Genomic DNA, 20,603 nt, shown 5'->3' with positions numbered 1-20,603 from the left:
GTTAAACAGAAGAAAATATGAAAAAGATTTGTTATATGCTGAGCGGCCTGCTTATTATAGCCTTCAGCGCTTGTAAAAAGGATTTACTGGATAGTCAGCCGCTAAGCCAATATTCTGATGCGACCGTGTGGAAAGACAGCACACTGGTAAAATTATATGTTAGCAATATTTACCGGGGGATGCCAAGTGAATATGAAAGTGCGTCGAGTTTTGATGCTTTGAGCAATTATACGGATGAAAGTACAGATAATCGTACCTTCGTTGCTTCTTATACCTATAATACAAATACGAATAATGCCACCAATGCCCCATTTAACAGTTTGTGGAATGCGTATTATGCACAGATCCGTAACTGTAACGTGTTTCTGGATAATATCGGATCTCTAAACGCTAGTGCGGGTTTAAAAAACAGGTTCACAGGCGAGGTTCGGTTTTTAAGGGCGTTGTATTATCATTATTTGTATAATTATTTCGGCAGGTTTCCGATCCTAACTAAAACACTCAATACAACCGATAATCTGTATATACCGCGTGGCTCGGATACTGAATGTATTAATTTTATCACTGCTGAGCTGCAGGCTGCATCCGATATGCTGCCAAAGTCTTACACTGGCAATGACAGGGGCCGGGCCACCAAAGGCGCAGCTCTGGCTTTAATGTGCCGTACGTATCTATATGGGGGGCAATGGCAAAAAGCGGCCGACGCTGCAACTGCAGTGATGCAGCTCAATTTGTATAGTTTGTATCCTGATTATCAATCAATGTTCTATACTGCAAATGAATACAATTCGGAAGTAATTCTCGATAAAGAATATCTTGCCTTATCCTCCACAAATCAGAACACATCTTTTGATAACAGTACGCTTCCTCCCAATTATACCGGAAGAAGTAGCGGCGCAATCAACCCGAATGGAGCTCTAGTAGATGCATATGAAATGAAGGATGGAACCACTTTCGATTGGAATAATCCTGTTCATAAAGCGGATCCTTATGCCAACAGAGATCCTAGGTTTGATGCCAGCATTGTTCACGATGGAACGGTTTTATATGGTCTTCCTGTCAATATGTTTGTGGGTAGTACGGCTAATCCTGCCACTAGACCCTCTGCTACGGGATATTATATCAGAAAAGGTTTAGATCCAACTTATGACCCCAATCAGACCCTGAACTTTAGTGGTCAGAATTTTATCATGATCCGTTATGCGGAGGTATTATTAAATTATGCCGAAGCGCAGTATAATCTGGGCAATATCGAAGAGGCTCGTACTTATGTAAATAAAGTAAGGGCACGCACCTCGGTTAATATGCCGGCCATTCCGGCGATCAGTTTTACAATGGATAAACTTCGGCATGAGCGCTTTGTCGAACTCGCTTTTGAAGGATTACGTCTTTGGGATATCAATCGCTGGAAGATCGGCCCACAAACACGTGGAGCCGCCAGCCTCACTGGCGTAACCATTGGTGGAACGCTTGCAGGCCCGCATACTTACACACCTGTTGCGGTTAATGCACAACGTCAGTTTGCGGATAAGATGAACCTGTTCCCAATACCTTATACTGAGATTATCAAATATCCTGCCTCAACACCGTTGGTTCAAAATACGGGTTGGGAGCAGTAAGTTCCTGAGTTTATCATCCAATAAAATAAAAATTATGAAAACAAATGTAAAATATGTAGCATTAGCGCTGCTCATAATCCTCTTAAATATTTGGCAGCCTGCTTTTTCTCAGGAGATCAAAAAGTTGAAGGCTAATGTAGAAGCAGCACCTGATAGCCTAAAGACACACCAGTCCTATATCAAAGCCATGGGGATTAATAACCCGGAATTGGAAAAGCAATACAAGGTTTGGATGGATAAATATCCAAAATCGGCCATGGTCGCTTATTCCATTGCAAAGGCCTATCTGGATGAGGAGCGCCCCAAAGCCAAGCCATATCTGTTAAAGGCTGTAGCCATTGACCCTAAGTTTACCGAAGCCTGGGGAGGATTATGGTCGGATGGAGAACGGTGGGGCGATTTTAAATTATCAGCCAGCTACCTGGCCAAGGCTGCAGCATCAGACCCTTCCAATCCAACTTATGCATTTTATTATGCATCTTCATTCGGTAATACCGATGAAGCAAAATGGAGGGCAATGAGCCTTGATGTGGCCAAACGTTTTCCTGCCCATGAACGGGGGGCACAAGCCTTGTACTGGTTAGCTACCAAATCCAAAAAAACAGCCGACAAATTGAAATATTATGAGCTGCTACACAACAGTTATGCGCCCGAAAAGTTCAACTGGTCGGCTAGCGGAATGTCTGGTTATTTTGAGATCCTGCTTGCCGAAGATCCCCAAAAGGCAGTAGCACTGGCACAGGAAATGGCCAAAGACGAGAAATCGGAGAAGAAACAATGGTCTGCTCTTGTATTGCAGGCGCAAATCGTAGCCAAAGCCCGGATGCTGATGGACCAGAAAAATGGCGTAGAAGCTTTGGCTGTATTGAACCAGTTAAAGCTGTCCAAGTATTCGTCATTTAAAACAGATCTAGTCCTGCTAAAAGCAAAGGCCAATGAACTGTCTGGAAATACCAAAGCAGCTTATGACAGCTTAATCGTCACATTTGCTAAAACCCCCGCAGTTGCACTAAAAACCACAATAACCGACTACGGTATTAAACTGGGGAAAAATGAAATCGTGATTGATGCCGATATCTGGAGACATTTGGAGGCAGTTTCACAAGTTGCGACGCCATTTAATGGTTTAAAACGTTACCTGACGCCAGGGGCAGCTTCACTTGCTGATTACAAGGGGAAAGTGGTGTTGTTAACTTATTGGTTCCCAGGGTGTGGTCCGTGTAGGGCAGAGTTTCCGCACTTCGAAAATGTAGTAAAAAAGTTCAAAGGTCAGGATCTTGAATATTTAGGCATCAATGTCGTTTCCAAACAAAACGATTATGTGATCCCATTTATGAAAAACAGCGGCTATAGCTTCACACCTTTAGAGGATGTAGAAGGACGGGTAAAAGGAAACCTGGATAACCGCAATGCTGCGCCGATGAACTTCCTGATCGATAGAGATGGTCGCCTTATTTTTTCTAATTTCAGAACGGAAGCCGATAGTGAAGAGGATCTGGAGCTGATGATTGAAATGTTGTTAACAGGTAAAAAAGGTTAAATATAAATTAAAAAATCTAATACTTAATCATTAGATCGATAGGCATGAAGATGGTTATCTCATGCGTTTTTGAAACTCGTAAGAGTAAATTTAGGATTAGTTAATTGCCTCAGAAAGTCTGGATAGGCTTTCTGAGGTATTTTAATTGTTAAAAATACTTATTGTTTAATATTTAATACTTGCCAAAATCTACCCTATATGATTAAAGCAATCTGAACTGGTATAAAGACTTCGGCTTTAAGCTATATGATCAGATTGATTTGGGATTCCCACTGCACTTTTTACACATATATAACTAACCCTCAAATCATCCATCTTTATCACAAATTGAAAGAAAGTATTACTAGTGACAGGAAGAGACAATCATAACTGAACGGAGAAAATTTTAGAAATTATTAGAGGAAATTAAGACGGAAGCCGTTCACAAACTGAACTGGATCGGGTACAGGCTTTGCCATTATACCGATCAGCTGCTCGTTTAGAATTGACTTATTTAAACCAACTTAATTATATAGTTTTGCATTCATAACCAGGTATCAGATGCAACTACGGGATGAATAGTTATAAAATATTCAGTGATACGGAGCTTTGCTCTTTATTGAAGGAGGGTAATGAAGGCGCCTATACCGAAATCTATAATCGGTATTGGCAAACCGTTTATTTCATTGCCTATAACAGGCTGCGCAATCTCGAAACCGCGCAGGACCTGGTGCATGATACCTTCGCCAGCCTTTGGGTCAACCGGGAAAAGGTTGTTGTTGAAAATTTGAAATCCTATCTTGCAGTTTCGATCAAATACCGGATCATTGAACTGATCCGCCGTGAAAAGCTTGCCAGCACATTCGAGTTGCTAGCACCGGCAAGCTATTTAGGAAACTTTAACGACGCGAGTGATGCCCTCCATTTTAAAAACATACTTAAGTTGATGGAGGAAGAAATCGAAAACCTACCCGACCGTTGCAAACTGATTTTTAAATATAGCCGCAACGAAAATAAATCTGCAAAGGAAATTGCCGCCGAACTAAGTATTTCCCAAAGTACGGTGGAGAACCAATTAAACAAAGCCCTGACCCGTTTGCGCCTCGTCCTTAAAAATCTGAATTCTTTCCTGTTTTAGCTCACAGGAACTCTGCTGTCCTAGTGCATTCCTTTATTTTAAAAAAAAATCATTTCGGCGTAGGTGTAATGCCCGAGAAGTTGTACTTAACATACAAACAAGTATAAATGGGGATTTCGAGACCGCTTCTGAAAGCGATTGAAAATTATATAAATGGAAAGGCATCGCCTGGGGAGAAGCAGTTGGTAGACGACTGGTATCATACCTTCGATGACACCGAGGTGGTGATCCACACACACGAGAGGCAGCTAAAGGAGCAAATAGATGCCAAGCTCCGTGAACGCCTGGTACAGACAACTGGCGTCCAATCTTTAAAAGCTATTCCTGTCCACCAACTACATACCAGTTCATGGAGAACCTGGGCAGCCGTAGTTGCTGTGCTGGTTACTACCGCACTAGGCCTCTATTTATTTACCTCCCGGATTGACAGGCAGGATCTGCTGGTCACAACACCTGACTTTGCTCCTGCGAAAAATACAGCTATCCTCACCTTGGCTAATGGTAAGCAAATTAAATTGACTGACCAGAACCAGGGGCAATTCGCAAAAGAGTCAGGAGTAAGTATCAGCAAAACGAGAGAAGGGGAACTGGTTTACACAGCCATAGGGGATCATGGCTCAAAAGGATTGCCGGTGGGCGTCAATACCATTGAAACACCGCGGGGGGGAAAGTACCAGGTGAACCTGCCTGATGGCACCAAGGTATGGCTGAATGCGGGTTCCTTATTGCGATATCCAAACCGGTTTATTGGAAAAGAAAGAAGCGTTGAATTGAGCGGAGAAGCTTATTTTGAAGTAGCGAAAATACAGGACAAACGCATGCCCTTCTTCGTCCGTACGAAACGACAAACCGTCGAAGTCTTAGGAACCCATTTCAACGTAAATAACTACGAGGAAGAAGAAGAGGTGAAAACGACCCTATTGGAAGGGTCTGTACGGATAGGTTCGAAGAACGGAAAGAATGCGACGCTAAAGCCGGGTGAACAATCCGTTATCCAATCCAATTCCCTCCGGGTGCAGGACGCTGATTTATCAACAGAAATGGCCTGGAAAAATGGTGAATTTATTTTTACCAATAACGATTTTCGAGCAGAAATGCGCAAAGTCGCACGCTGGTATGATGTGGAAATCATATTTGACGAATCCCTGCCTAAGGATATCTCATTGGGCGGCTTCATATCCAGTGGAAAAAATATCTCAGCTGTGCTAAAACTCATCGCGCTGACAGGCAAAGTACACTTTAAGATCGAAGGAAGGAGGATTTTAGTAACGAATTAGACAATTCTACTTAAAGTCATTGCTGAAAAAAGACCAGTGTGCGACAACACAACTGGCCTTAATGATCCGGCAAAAGAAAATAAATACCATTCTATAACTTCTAACCAGACTAAACAAATGTATGAAAATTCCACCAGGAACCTCGGTGCGCCTAATTGGCATGTTCAAAAAATTCTACGTATTATGCGGCTAACAACTTTGCTGTTAATGCTTTTTATGGTTCAGGTGAGTGCGGCGGGCTACGGCCAGCGGGTTACGCTCTCACATAAAAAAGCAAGCCTTGGAAAACTTTTCAGGGAAATTCACAATCAGACAGGCTACGATTTTCTCTATGACGCGAAGAAAATCAGCGAAAAAGCCCCTGTCGATATCAACGTTACGGACAGAAAGTTGGAAGAAGTGCTCGACCTCTGTTTTAAAGGACAAAACCTGGAATATTCCATCGAAGACAAAGCGGTCATCATTAGGGAGATCAAAAATTCCGCGAAGAAATTGATCCCTCTCAACATAGACAACAGACCTGCTAACTTACAAATTACTATTTCAGGAAGTGTGAGGGATACGCTTGGAAAAGGACTACCAGGAGTAAGTATCAAAATAAAAGGAACTTCAAGGGGAGCCAGTACCGACCCCGATGGTAAGTTCAGTATCGTGGTACCGGGGCCTGAAAGTATTCTTGTAGTTTCCTATGTTGGTTTCATCACCCGGGAAATCACTGTAAGAGACGCCAAAATCCTGGATATCGTTCTGAAAGAAAACTCTGACGCCCTAGATGAGATAGCGGTTGTAGCTTTTGGAACGCAAAAGAAATCCAGTATGGTGAGTTCCATTACGACCATCAACCCCAAAGAATTAAAAGTACCGTCCAGCAATCTAACCACAGCATTGGCAGGACGTCTTTCCGGTGTCATTGCTTATCAGCGAAGTGGTGAGCCCGGAAGGGATAATGCGGACTTTTTCATTAGGGGAGTTACTACATTCGGCTATAAAAGAGATCCGTTAATATTAATAAACGGTGTGGAAACCACTGCGCAGGAGCTGGCCAGACTACAGGTGGACGATATCGCTGCTTTTTCCATCCTGAAGGATGCCACGGCAACAGCGCTTTATGGTGCCAGGGGTGCCAATGGCGTGGTACAAGTGACCACCAAAGAAGGCGTACAGGGCAGTGCAGTCATTTCATTCAGGGTTGAAAACTCATTCTCTTCAAACACCAAGGATATTGAACTCGCGGATCCGGTTACCTTTATGAAAGCAGCCAATGAAGCGAACCTGACCCGGGATCCACTTTCCGGTTATGCCTATAGTCTGGAGAAAATAGATGGAACGATTTCTGGTGAAAACCCACTGCTCTATCCAGTTACTGATTGGCGTAAAATGCTCATCAAGGATGTAACCGCCAATCAGCGATACAACCTGAGTGTGAGCGGCGGTGGTGCGATTGCCAGGTATTACATCTCCGGAGCAATTAACCAGGATAACGGAAACCTGAAAGTAGATAAAACTGCCAACTTCAATAACAACATCAACCTGAAATCCTATCAGCTGCGTAGTAACGTGAATATCAACGTGACCAAAACGACAGAAATTATTGCCAGACTAGCCGGCAGTTTTGATGATTACACTGGACCAGTAGACGGGGGTGAGGCCACTTATAAAAAAATTATGAGGTCCAACCAGGTCTTATTCCCTGCGTTCTATCCGGCCTCGATGATGCCCTCGACTAAACACATACTTTTCGGGAACGCCAGTCGTGGTGATGCCAGTTCCGGAGCCAGCTACTCCAATCCATATGCAGATTTGGTTAAAGGATACAAAGACTCCTCGAAATCATTGCTGGAAGCCCAGTTTGAGTTGAAGCAAAACCTTGATTTTGTCACACCAGGTTTTTCAGCGAGCGGGATGTTCAATACTTCAAGATATTCCTATTTTGATGTCAATCGCTTTTACAACCCTTATTTTTACAACATCAGCTATTACGCCCCTCAAACCAATCAATATACCCTGTCCTTGCTGAATGAGGCTAATAACCCAACGGAATATCTGAATTATAACGAGGGTGGTAAAGAGATCAGCACGACGCTGTACCTCCAGGCCAATTTGATGTATACCCGACAGTTTGCGGGCAAACATGACCTCAGTGGCTTACTCGTTTTTCAACGCAGACAGCAATTACTGGCAAATCAGGGGACCTTACAAAAATCTTTACCTTACCGCAATCAGGGCTTATCGGGACGATTCACTTATGGCTACGACAACAGGTACCTTCTGGAGATGACATTTGGTTACAACGGATCCGAGCGCTTCGACCGTAGTCACCGTTACGGTTTTTTCCCAGCAATCGGCGGTGGATGGATAGTTTCTAATGAGAAGTTCTGGACCGGAATCAAAGAAGTCGTACAAAAACTCAAACTGAAAGGAACCTACGGTTTAGTAGGTAACGACGCCATTGGCGATGCAAATGACCGCTTCTTCTATCTGTCGGAACTGAATACCAGCGATGGCGGAAAGGCGTATACCTTCGGTGAAAATTACGACTACACTAAGAATGGATTTACTATAAATCGTTATGAGAACAGGGACATCTCCTGGGAAAAAGCCTACAAGACCAACATAGGAATAGAGGTCGGATTTCTGCGTGGATTCGAGTTCCAGGCAGATTATTTTTCAGAAACAAGAGAGAATATCCTGATGGATCGTGCCTCGATTCCTGCAAGTGTCGGCCTGGCCGTAAATCCAAGAGCGAATGTGGGCCGTGCGAAAGCAAATGGCCTGGACATGTCTCTTGATTACAATAAAAGCTTTAACAATTCCCTCTGGTTGCAAATGCGTGGCAATTTTACCTACGCACACAGTGAGTACCTTCAGTATGAAGAGCCGGCATACAATGAAAAATATCTCCTGCATGTAGGGCAGCCGATAGACCAAATATTTGGCTTGCTTGCTGAACGACTTTTCGTTGATCAATACGATGTGAACAATTCCCCTAGACAAACCTACGGAGAGTACGGCCCGGGAGATATCAAATACAGGGATATGAACGGAGATGGTCAAATCACTGACTTGGATAAGGTCCCTATCGGTTTTCCACGGGTTCCCGAGATCATTTATGGATTTGGTTTTTCAACTGGCTACAAGGGCTTTGACCTCTCCGCATTTTTTCAGGGTTCGGCAAGGTCAACCTTCTGGCTGGACGGAAGTAACACCTCGCCCTTTCAAAATGACATTCCCTTATTAAAGGCGTATGCCGATGATCACTGGTCTGAGCAAAACAGGAATCTCTACGCGCTATGGCCACGGTTTGACCCGAAGTATAATGGAAATAACCTTAGCCAGTACAGCACCTGGTTTATGCGGAATGGCGCTTTCCTAAGATTAAAAACCCTGGAGCTGGGATACTCCCTGTCTAAGGGCGTAAGCAAGAAGCTATTTCTTTCCTCCGCCAGATTTTATGCCAGCGGAAATAACCTGTTCCTGCTCAGCGGATTTAAAATGTGGGATATAGAAATGGGTGGAAATGGCCTGGGCTATCCGGTTCAGAAAGTTTTCAATTTTGGAGTACAAGTAAAATTTTAATACGACAACAATGAAGAAATTTAAAACCTTTATTATAGTGTGCTTAACCATGTTCTCTTTGTCCTCTTGCAAGGATTACCTGGATCTTGTACCAGACAATGTGGCCACATTAGACAATGCATTTGCCAACCGTCTTGAAGCGGAAAAATACTTGTTTACCTGTTATTCTTACCTTCCTTTGCATCAAAATGGCTTTGGAAATATCGGTTTGACAGGTGCCGACGAATTGTGGACCTGGTTCCCCCAACGCGGTGGAGTAAATAACTATTCCGCCTGGGAGATCAGTCGTGGCAATCAAAATGTCAACGATCCCTACATGAACTTCTGGGGTGGGCGAAACGGTGCACAGTCGCTATATCGTGGCATTCGGGATTGTAATATTTTCCTGGAAAATGTCACCGATGAGAATAAGGTGTTCGACTTGACACCCACCATGCGAAAGAGGTGGCTGGCCGAGGTGACTTTCCTGAAAGCTTACTATCACTTTTACCTCTTCCGGATGTATGGTCCAATTGTATTAGCCGACAAAAATTTCCCTGTAACCGCTGATGGTCAGGAACTGGAGGTTAAGCGTTCTACAGTCGACGAAACTGTAGCATATATATCCGGCCTGTTGGATATCGCAGCAGCAGATCTTCCCAACATCATTACTAACCGTTCCACAGAACTCGGTAGAGTAACCAAACCTGCAGCACTGATGCTTAAGGCTAAATTATGGGTTACCGCCGCAAGCCCCCTGTTCAATGGTAACACTGATTTTGCGAACTTTAGAGACAAGGATGGAGTAGCCTTATTCAACGCCTCCTTTGATGCTACCAAATGGGACAAAGCCGCAGAAGCATGTAAAGCGGCGTTGACCGCATGCGACCAGGGCGGAATATCTTTATATCAGTTCTCAACATTCACCAAATTAAGCGATACCACTGTCACCCAGCTAAGCATCCGAAACAGCGTAACAGAGAAATGGAACACTGAATTGGTCTGGGGATTATCCGGCAGACAGGTTGGAGACCTCCAGAAGGATGTTATGGCCAGACTGGACCCAAACTACAGCTTGAACATCTGGGGCTCTAAAGAGCTGATGACACCCACTTTAGAGATTGCTAACCTATTCTATACCGATAAGGGTGTACCGATGAATGAGGACAAAACTTTCAACTACTCCGGTAGATATGATATGCGTACCGCCAGTCACGAAGAACGGTTCAACCTGATCGAAGGTTATGAATCTGCTTCGATCCAATACAACAGGGAACCAAGGTTTTACGCGGATTTGGGTTTTGATGGTGGAGTTTGGTATATGAACAATAGCAGAAGCGCCTCAGATGAAAACACCTGGGTGGTTAAGGCTAAAACAGGGCAGCCGCAATCACGCATTGGGGAAAGCAACGTCTCTATTACAGGGTTGTGGGCAAAAAAACTTGTCAACTGGAAGTTTGTAATCACCGAAAGAGATGCAACCTACGAGGCTTATCCATGGCCGGAAATGCGTTTGTCAGACCTATACCTCCTGACTTCCGAAGCACTTAACGAATCAGGAAACAGCGCGGAAGCCATCAGTTGGCTGGATAAAGTGAGGTCTCGCGCAGGGCTTAAAGGGGTTCAGGAATCCTGGACGAATTTTTCAAACAAGCCAGGAAAATACACGACCAAAGAAGGTCTTCGGGAAATCATCCAACAAGAAAGAGGAATTGAGCTCGTATTTGAAAACAGCAGGTTCTGGGACCTTAGGAGGTGGAAAACAGCGGGCAGGGTGCTTAACCAGGGCATTCACGGCTGGAGCATAGAACAGGAAGCAGCCGTAGGCTATTACCGCCCTAAACTACTTTTCACCCAGCGTTTTGTAGCCCCTCGTGACTACCTTTTCCCGCTTAGACAGTTTGACCTAATTGTTAATCCCAAACTGGTACAAAATCCAGGTTGGTAGTATACCGCTCATTAATCGTAGAACAGATGAAAACATTAAAGATTTTAATCATCACCGGTATCGTCCTCAGCGCATTTAGCAGCTGCAAGGAAACAGAACTCAAGCCCATTGAAAAAGATGGTACAGCGCCAGGCACCCTATCTAATCCTACAGTGGAAAGTTTGGCAGGAGCCGCAAAAATCACCTACAATTTGCCCGGAGACCCGGATATATTATACGTTCAGGCCAGTTACAAGAACCAGTCAGGTCAAAATGTAGAATTTAAATCTTCCTACTACAGCAACTTTATTGTCGTAGAAGGATTCGCAGACTCGGCTGCACATAATGTGGAAATGTATGTGGTTGACAAAAGTGGCAACCGGTCCGCATTAACTACCGTGTCGGTAACACCCAAAGCACCACCTTATTTAACCGCCTATAAATCGCTGGCTGTAGTTTCAGATTTCGGCGGTGCCTCCTTCAGCTTCAAAAACCTGAATAAAGCGGAGCTCGCAGTTGTGGTGTCCACACCGGATTCAACCGGTAAAATGCGCGTAGCAAGAACTTTTTATACTGCCCGCGACAGTGCCAACTTCTCACTCAGGGGTTATGCCTCTGAATCCCGCGTCTTCAACATCTTCGTCCGGGACAAATGGGGAAACAGTTCAGAAGTGTTGAGCAAGGAACTCACTCCAATCTATGAAGTTCAGTTGGATAAGAAGAAATTCCGGGAGATGTTTCTCCCTGGTGACGCCGTATGCAATTTCTGGGATGGCGCTATGCCCTTCGCATGGGACGGAAAAGCAATTCCTGACCAAAGGGGTGCCGGACTGCATACAGGAAATGCGAGCACTGGCGTTCCAAAATATATCACATTCGATTTGGGGGTACAAGCCCAGTTAAGCAGATTCTCACAACAAACCATCCAGGACGAACGGCACTGGTATAACGACGTATCATTGAGAAGATACGAGGTCTGGGGAATAAGCCAGTATAATACAAATGGCTCTTTTGATGGTTGGACCAAACTAGCTACAGTAACCAACGTCAAACCCTCCGGACTGCCGACCGGTATCTTCACAGAAGATGACCGTGTTGCCGGCCGTATTGGAGATGAAGTCAACATCCCTGTGGACATGCCAAAAGTCAGATACATCAGGATTCGCTGTCTTCAAAACTGGTCTGGAAATACCAATATGTGTATTTCCGAAATGACCTTCTGGGGAAATGATAAATAATGTGCAGTCTAAAATTTCAATGGAAAAGATGAAAAATATAAAATATCTAGCCATCATTTTGCCCCTGGCAATGCTGGCGCTGGGATCATGTTCCAAAATGGATGATTACCTGAAATACACCGACGGCAAAGAGTTGCTGTATACGGGTCGAGTAGACTCATTGGTGGCCCATTCTGGCATCAACAGGGTGGTACTTCGCGGTCTATTGATTTCCGATCCCAAGATCACTAAGGTCAAAATTTACTGGAACCTACGTCAGGATTCCTTAATTGTCGACATCACACGTGGACCTGGTGTAGATAAGCTGGATGTACCTATCCCGCTTGCTCCCGGTAACTACAACTTCGAAGTTAAGACCTACGATGCAGTTGGTAACTCCTCAGTTACCGTGCTTGCCTCGGGAACCTCTTACGGTACATCCTACCAGGAATCCGTGCAGAACCGTCCGATCAAACGTGCTGAAAAAGTAGGTTCCGAAGTTACAGTCGACTTTTTCAGTGGCTCTGATAATTCGCCATATAGCAAGTTGACCTATATAGGAACCGACAACAAGGAACACACCTTAAAGGTCACCAATGATCTCCCGACCGTGAAACTGACAAATTACAAAAGCGCAACAAAATTCAAATTACAAAGTGTGTTCTTGCCGGACACTATGGCTGTGGATACCTTTTATGCCGCTATTCAGGAAATCGGTGTAGCGGAAGATGTGACAAATGCTTATCTCAAAAATGCCGGAGCCGCTATACTCAGGGGGGACACGGAGACCGGCAAATGGGGAACACCCAGGGACTGGCAGTTTAACTCAGCAGCGACCAATCAAAATAATGGCAGGGGTGGGGGCTGGTCAACAGACAATGGCGGCGTCATTCATTTTGAAACTAAAGATTGGGGAGGAGAGGGTGTAAACAACGGAAAGGTATGGCAAACGGTGCTGCTGCCTGCTGGCAACTACACGGTATCGTTTGAAACCGGTTCCTACGGTGGGGACGTTTACACCGTAGAGGAAATGGTCGCCAGCGGCACAAACCTTCCAAATATCGGGACCTCAACGAATGTACTAGCGGTATTTCATGGCAATAAAAACAATCTTTCGGGAACCCATGATGTCAAATTCGAGTTGACAGTTCCTACAACCGTATCCATCGGATGGGTCGTAAGTACCGGTCAATATGTTTACCTCCAATTTAAATCTATCAGACTCAGAACTACAGCAAGCGGATTTTAATCCCTTGCTGTATGAATACAATCAATTCTATGCTCAATTACAATAAGTCCGTACGGAACTTTACCATTTTTAATCTATTTATGTTCGCTCAACTCTTTGGTGCTGGGGTGTATGCGCAAAGTCGCATCATCCCAATCGTCACAGCAAATAATGCATTGGTGCTGCAGGTCAACGCCAATAATGACCTTAACATCATACACTTTGGAAAAAAGCTAAAGGCGACGAGCGAATACACCGGGCTGGCTTCTGCTTATCGTCAGGGCAGCGATTACACCGGACTATCCAGTTCTGCTTACACCCCCTCAGGTTCTCGTAACCTCCTGGAGCCGGCTATAAGCGTAACACACGCGGATGGAAACAACTCTCTGGAACTAAAATATGTAGATTATACTGAAAAGAAAATAGCCGAAAACGTAACACTTTTACAAGTCCGTTTAAAAGATCCGGTATATCCTTTTGAAGTGACACTGTTTTACAGGTCCTTTTACAAACAGGATGTAATCGAGGCCTGGGCAGAAATCAGGCATCAGGAAAAGGGTGCCGTGCAGCTCAATAAATTCGCCTCAGCCAACCTTTACCTTAAAGCTGGGAGTTTCTGGCTGAATCAATACCATGGCGACTGGGCCAAGGAGATGCAGCCTGAAGAGACTAAGCTGAGCCATGGCATCAAGACCCTGGACAGTAAACTGGGGACCAGAGCAAATTTATTTCAGCCATCGGTATTTATGATTTCATTGGATAAGCCAGCTACAGAGGATGAAGGAACTGTGATTTATGGCGCCATGGAGTGGAGTGGCAATTTCAAAATTGACCTGGAAGTCGACTACCAGGATAACCTCAGGGTGATCGCCGGTATGAACAATCATGCGTCTGCTTACCGGCTCAAAGCCTTAGAAGTATTTAAAACGCCAGCTTTCTTGTTCACCTTCTCTGATAAAGGAAGAGGTGAGGCAAGCAGGAAAATGCATGACTGGGCGCGTAACCATAAATTGCTAGATGGGAAAGGAAATCGACTGACCTTATTGAATAATTGGGAGGCCACCTATTTTGATTTCAATGAAGCAAAACTGGCAGAACTGCTAAAAGATACCAAAAAATTGGGAGTGGATTTCTTCCTGCTGGATGATGGCTGGTTTGGCAACAAATACCCCAGGAATGATGACCGAGCAGGCTTGGGTGACTGGCAGGAAAACAAAACGAAACTGCCAAATGGGATTGCCTCTTTGGTAAAAGAAGCCGGCAATACAGGTACACGTTTTGGGATCTGGATTGAACCTGAAATGGTCAACCCGAAAAGTGAACTGTATGAGCGGCATCCGGAATGGGTCGTGAAGCAGCCAAAGCGGGAGGAGTTCTATTTCAGAAATCAACTGGCCCTCGACTTGAGTAATCCCGAAGTTCAGGATTTTGTCTTCGGCATCGTAGACGGTATGTTTACCAAAAATCCGGATCTGGCTTACATCAAATGGGACTGCAATGCGGTCATCTACAATGCATATTCCGCACACTTAAAAGACCAGTCTCATTTTTACATCGAATACGTTCGCGGATTATATAACGTGTTGGAAAGAATCCGTGCTAAGTATCCGAAAGTACCCATGATGCTATGCTCGGGTGGTGGTGGACGTGTTGACTATGCCGCATTACAGTATTTCACGGAGTTCTGGCCAAGTGATAATACCGATCCACTGGAAAGGATATTTATGCAATGGGAATATTCTTATTTCTACCCCGCCCTGGCCAGTTCAAACCATGTAACAGACTGGGGGAAGCAGCCGATCAAATTCCGAACAGATGTAGCCATGATGGGAAAATTGGGATTTGACATTGTCGTCAGTCAACTACCTGAAAAAGACCTGAAGTTTTGCCAGGAAGCCATAAAAACCTACAACCAGCTTAAGCCTGTCATCTGGCATGGAGACCAGTATCGACTGGCTAATCCCCGTGAAGGTAGGGTAGCCTCCATGCTGTATGTTGACCCCGATAAAAATAATGCGGTGATGTTCAATTACCTCGTCAACTATCGCTATGGCTCCGTGAGCACATTGCCCATCAAATTCAAAGGCCTGGACGTGAATAAAAAATACCAGATTCAGGAAGTCAACCTCTATCCAGGGCAAAGCTCAACTTTGTCCCCGGTAAGCTACAGTGGTGATTTTCTGATGAACATCGGATTTAATCCCGATCTGAATTTAAACAGAACCAGTGTCATTCTTCAAATCTCAGCAATACAATGATGAATAAATCCTGATGTAATCCGGGTGGGAGATACGTATTATATCTATGTATACTTCTGCACACCCAACGAGGGATTATACCTGATTATTTCCATGTAGCATACTAACCACACTATGGGCTTCAGTTCTCTATCATTCGCAATTATTAACCAATTATAAAACCCAATGAAAAGAAAACCAATTCACTTCGTGATCGCCATGGCATGCCTGGTGTTAACCCAATGCACCAAAGAGAAAGAACTGGAAAACGGCTTGACAGAAGAAAAAGTCAGAAAGACGGCAGATGTTCAGGAGCGTGCGACCATGTGCACAGATTGCCAGGAAAGCTGGTACAAGATTACCGGTTCAGCAGCTTATAACCTGGCCTCGAACTACGCCCCTATACTCAAATTTGACCAGGCAGCACCCGACTATCCGACCAGTATTGAAGACATTTGGGCAAGCACAGATCCAGGCAGTATCGTATGCAACGGCACTTTAGTCATGGCGAATAGAAACGCCCCGAGGAGTAAAAATTTTCCTACCTATTTTGAAGTGCAGCGTCATCCAAACAACTCCAACAGAATATTTATCGACTATTGGTGGACTTATAAAACCCAGACTACCTGCTTCGCGAACCTGGGCGGGCATGACTATGACTGGGAACATGTCGTTGTACAGGTAAATACCCAAACCAATCGCATTGTTACAGTCACCTATTTTCAACATTCAGGCTGGTATACCAGAAACTGGCAAAATGTAGCCGCAGGCACACGGCCGCAGGTATTTGTAGGCAAAAAAGCCCATGGCTCCTATCACAATTCCAATTCAATCTCATTTCCCGGATACGACTGTACTTACTATGGCGATTACAGAAATCCAAGTGGATCCAACGACTTCGTGGAAACATGGAATACTAATCTAACAGAAATGACCTGCCAGAGTAATTACTTCAGCTTCAACGGAAATTTCGGCACCATTGGTAAGGGACCACTGTATCGCTACCGGGATTACTGGTATTTTTCCTCATGCAACGGAAGTGCTGGCATAACGGGTACGGATGGATGCAGTCAAAGTAACTATCCTTCAGGTACGCAGCTCGGAGGCATTTAACAAACGAGGCCGTATCATCATGATGATACGGCCTTACTAAAAGTTCAGGGTAATGGGTTATGTCCTTCGAACATAGAATTATACAATACGAACGTTTAGGCATTTTGTACATTAACACACAACATATGAAACAATTACACTTTACAAAAATCGCCGGCCTGGGTCTACTGTTCCTCGGTCTGGCTGTACTTTCCGCCTGCCAGGTGGCACAAAAAGGTAGCAGATCCAAACAATCGACCCATCCAGAGGCTAAACTCGGCTGGAAACTCGGATCACAAGCCTATACATTTAAAGAGTATACCTTTGCTGAGGCTGTCGATAAGATCGACAGCTGTAATCTGAGATTCGTTGAAGCCTATCCCGGCCAGACAATAGGCGGCGGAATTCCTGGTAGAATGGGTCCTGACATGGATGCGTCCACTAGAAAAGCTGTTCTGGAATTACTTAAAGTAAAAAACGTCCAATTGATGGCTTTTGGTGTAACCGGAGCAGACTCAGAAGCAGACTGGACTAAATTATTCGAATTTGCAAAAGCTATGGGCATCCAAACGATTACGTCGGAACCCAATGAGAAATTTTTGCCCTTCATCTCTAACTTATGTGACAAATACCAGATCAACCTGGCCATTCACAATCATCCCAATCCTTCACAATACTGGAACCCGGATATTGTATTGAAAGCTTCGCAGGAAAAAAGTAAACGCATTGGCGCATGTGCCGATATCGGTCACTGGGTCAGATCGGGATTAGATCCGGTAGCCTGCCTGAAAACTTTAGAAGGCCGGGTTTTTCACCTGCACATGAAAGATTTGCATGAAAAGGGAAGAGACGGACATGACGTTCACTGGGGAGAAGGAGTCTCTGACATACCAGGCGTGATTGATGAATTAAAGCGCCAGAACTTCAAAGGGGGAATTTCAGCAGAATACGAATACAATTGGAAAGAAAACAGTAAGGATGTAGCCGCCAGCGTGGTCAATTTCCGCAAGATAATCAGCAGCAAGAATTAAGGAATATGAAGAGACTAATAGTATTGATTACGCTACTCACCGGTATCGGAATAGTGGAGGCCCAGGAACCCCTTTCAAGACCCGATGAGAACCGGTTCACAAAAGTTGTTTTGCAACAGAAACTCGAAGAACCCATGCAGTTCCAGATTCTGGCTGACGGTAAAGTCCTGTATGCTGAGCGTAAAGGCAAACTTAAATTATATGACCCGGTAAAGAAAAAGATGGATGTCATCGCCGAATTTGCAGTAAGCAGGGAATATGTGAGCAAAACCGGCCAGCGGGAAGAAGGTGAGGACGGTTTACAAGGCGTGATCCTGCACCCGGATTATGTTAAAAATCACTGGATATATGTTTTTTACTCCGCAAAAAATGCTTCAGTCAACCGGCTTTCCAGGTTTACCTGGAATGGAGGAAAGCTTAATATGGCAACCGAAAAGAAGATGCTTGATGTGGTAGTACAGCGTGAAGAATGTTGCCATGTTGGTGGAGGAATGGTATTCGATAAAGATAAGAACCTGTTGCTGAGCACGGGTGATAATACCTTTTCCAGGTCATCCGACGGTTTCACACCGATTGATGAAAGGCCCGGAGAAGGAGCCAGGGATGCACAAAAGTCATCTGGCAATACCAACGATCTCAGAGGTAAAATCCTGCGGATACACCCTGAACCAGATGGCACTTATACCATCCCTGAAGGAAACCTGTTTCCGAAAGGAACCCCTAAAACCCGCCCTGAAATCTTTACCATGGGAAATAGAAACCCCTGGAGATTAACTGTAGACAGTAAAACAAACTGGCTATATTGGGGTGAAGTAGGTCCTGACGGATCTAACGCTTCGGACCTGAGAGGACCGAGATCCTATGATGAATTTAACCTGGCTAAACAGGCAGGGAATTACGGCTGGCCCTATTTCAACGGAAGAGAAGGCTATCGTTATTATAATTTCGCAACCAAAGAATCGGGCGCATGGTACGATCCCATGAAACCTGTCAATAACTCTCCGAACAATACCGGCATGACTGTCCTTCCAGCAGTCGTTCATCCCCTGATTTGGTATCCCTATGCCGCCAGTTCCGAGTTTCCGGAGATGGGCAGCGGCGGAAGAAGTGCCGTGGGCGGGCCTATATTTCACCAAAGTGATTTTAAAGGAGCAAACCATATATTCCCAGCTTATTACGAAGGGAAATGGCTGATCACGGATTGGGTTAGAGGCTGGATTTTGGCAGTGACTCTGGACAAGGATGGAAACTACGTTTCAATGGAGCGGTTCCTGCCCAACCTGACTTTAAAAGGACCGATAGACATGAAATTCGGCCCTGATGGCAGTCTATACGTGCTGGAATACGGAAACGGCTATTTTCGGGATAACCCTGAAGCAGAATTGATAAAAATTGAATATAACAGCGGGAATCGTAAACCATCTGTACAGGTCTCGGCGAATAAGACTGCCGGCGCAGTGCCGATGAAAATTCAGTTGAGTTCAGCAGGCACAAAAGATGCCGACGGAGACTCTTTAATATTCGATTGGAAGATCACCCGCGCTGGGGTACTTAAACAAAGTAGTACTAAAGAAAACCCTGAAATTGCACTTACTGCGCCTGGTGTATACAAAGCAACACTGACAGTGACCGATCCAAGTGGAGCAAAAAATAGTAAATCAGTAGAAATCAGTGCCGGGAATGAAGCTCCGAAAGTGAAATTTAATTTTACCCAGGGGAATTCGAGCTTTTATTTTCCCGGGAATACAATTCGCTATGCCGTGACAGTAACAGATAAAGAAGATGGAAGCTTAACCAATAAGCGGATTCTACCCTCAGCCGTGTCAGTTTCCATTAATTACTTGTCTGAAGGATATGACATGACCGTTATCGCGCAGAAGCAAAATACATTCGACGCATCTGCTCAACACGAACTGGCAAAGGGATTGATTAAGAAAAGTGATTGCAATGCATGTCACGCACTGAACACCAAATCTTTGGGTCCGTCACTTACCCAAGTTGCCTTTAAATACAAAGGAAGCAGCACAGCCCAGAATTTCCTGGTCAAAAAGATTGCTAACGGAGGCTCCGGCGTCTGGGGAGATGCCATGATGCCGCCACATTCTACAATGCCAACTGCTGAAATCAGTGCAATTGTAAAATACATCCTGAGCTTAAGCAACAAAGAAGCCAGTCAGAAAAGTCTACCTGTAACCGGAGTTTATGTGACTAAAGTTCCGGCAAATGCAACGAATAAGGGAAGTTTCATTTTCAGGGCAGCATATAGGGACAGAGGCGCAAATTCTGCTCCTGCCCAGTTAGGAGAAGATATACTTATCCTGAAAAACCCAACCATACCTGTAAACAATGCAGATCAGTCTGCTGAACTGACGTTCAATGACGATCGCAGCATCGCGACTTCAAATAAATCCGGAGCTTACCTGTTGTTGCGGAATATAGATTTAAGCAGTTTAAAAAGTCTGTCAATAAATCCAGGTGCTGAGCGCGCTTCAGGGCAAATCGAAATTCGCACTGGAGCAGTTGATGGCAAACTGATTGGAACAGCTGCATTAGCTGAAGGAAATATCGTAACCACGACATTAATTCCCACAGCTGGCAGACAGAACCTTTACCTGGTGTTTACGCAACCGGGTTTAAAAATAAAAGAATTTACATTCAGTAATCGCTAATTAGCCTCACATCACTGAGCAGAGGAAGGATCTCATGACCCTTCCTCTTTTTCATTTTATAAACCTCACTACAAATCATAGCATTCCCGCTTCG

Annotated in this window: 12 protein-coding genes; all 12 read left to right on the top strand. The window is 44.6% G+C overall.

Annotated elements, in window-relative coordinates; genetic code table 11:
• The first annotated feature begins 17 nt into the window (after positions 1-17).
• The 12 genes from EZ444_RS09980 (at position 18) to EZ444_RS09925 (ending at position 20,509) form a co-directional block, all read left to right on the top strand.
• Positions 18-1,619, top strand: a complete 1,602-nt coding sequence (locus EZ444_RS09980) for a RagB/SusD family nutrient uptake outer membrane protein (RefSeq protein ID WP_131608582.1) — start codon at positions 18-20, stop codon at positions 1,617-1,619.
• 34 nt (positions 1,620-1,653) lie between these two features.
• Entirely contained in the window at positions 1,654-3,159 is a 1,506-nt protein-coding gene (locus EZ444_RS09975) for a TlpA disulfide reductase family protein (RefSeq protein WP_131608581.1), read from the top strand.
• Positions 3,160-3,712: 553 nt separating this feature from the next.
• Positions 3,713-4,276 (top strand): RNA polymerase sigma factor, encoded by a 564-nt coding sequence (locus EZ444_RS09970; RefSeq protein ID WP_131608580.1) that lies wholly within the window; start codon positions 3,713-3,715, stop codon positions 4,274-4,276.
• Positions 4,277-4,383: 107 nt separating this feature from the next.
• Positions 4,384-5,553: a FecR family protein gene (locus EZ444_RS09965; RefSeq protein WP_131608579.1), complete on the top strand. Its 1,170-nt coding sequence runs from the start codon at positions 4,384-4,386 to the stop codon at positions 5,551-5,553.
• 36 nt (positions 5,554-5,589) lie between these two features.
• Positions 5,590-9,129 carry a TonB-dependent receptor gene (locus tag EZ444_RS09960; protein ID WP_225874689.1) on the top strand — a complete coding sequence of 1,180 codons (3,540 nt, stop codon included), beginning with the start codon at positions 5,590-5,592 and terminating at the stop codon, positions 9,127-9,129.
• A 10-nt stretch (positions 9,130-9,139) separates the two neighbouring features.
• On the top strand, positions 9,140-11,056 hold the full coding sequence (locus EZ444_RS09955) for a RagB/SusD family nutrient uptake outer membrane protein (protein ID WP_131608578.1): 1,917 nt from the start codon (positions 9,140-9,142) through the stop codon (positions 11,054-11,056).
• Positions 11,050-12,273: a DUF5000 domain-containing lipoprotein gene (locus EZ444_RS09950; RefSeq protein ID WP_205945246.1), complete on the top strand. Its 1,224-nt coding sequence runs from the start codon at positions 11,050-11,052 to the stop codon at positions 12,271-12,273. The genes EZ444_RS09955 and EZ444_RS09950 overlap by 7 nt, the downstream gene beginning before the upstream one ends.
• Before the next feature lie 28 nt (positions 12,274-12,301).
• Positions 12,302-13,501 (top strand): DUF4998 domain-containing protein, encoded by a 1,200-nt coding sequence (locus EZ444_RS09945; RefSeq protein WP_165503578.1) that lies wholly within the window; start codon positions 12,302-12,304, stop codon positions 13,499-13,501.
• An 11-nt stretch (positions 13,502-13,512) separates the two neighbouring features.
• Entirely contained in the window at positions 13,513-15,738 is a 2,226-nt protein-coding gene (locus tag EZ444_RS09940; RefSeq protein WP_225874688.1) for an alpha-galactosidase, read from the top strand.
• Between the two features lie 165 nt (positions 15,739-15,903).
• Positions 15,904-16,830 (top strand): NPP1 family protein, encoded by a 927-nt coding sequence (locus EZ444_RS09935; protein WP_131608576.1) that lies wholly within the window; start codon positions 15,904-15,906, stop codon positions 16,828-16,830.
• A 125-nt stretch (positions 16,831-16,955) separates the two neighbouring features.
• A complete protein-coding gene (locus EZ444_RS09930) occupies positions 16,956-17,840 on the top strand; it encodes a sugar phosphate isomerase/epimerase family protein (protein ID WP_131608575.1) in 885 nt (294 codons plus the stop codon).
• A gap of 5 nt (positions 17,841-17,845) precedes the next feature.
• Positions 17,846-20,509, top strand: coding sequence for a PQQ-dependent sugar dehydrogenase (locus tag EZ444_RS09925; protein ID WP_131608574.1), 2,664 nt, complete (start codon positions 17,846-17,848; stop codon positions 20,507-20,509).
• Positions 20,510-20,603 lie beyond the last annotated feature (94 nt).

It is taken from the genome of Pedobacter hiemivivus (assembly GCF_004331685.1).
Taxonomy (GTDB): Bacteria; Bacteroidota; Bacteroidia; order Sphingobacteriales; family Sphingobacteriaceae; genus Pedobacter; species Pedobacter hiemivivus.
Note: the sequence above shows the minus strand (reverse complement) of the source record. Positions and strands in the feature narration are given on the sequence as shown.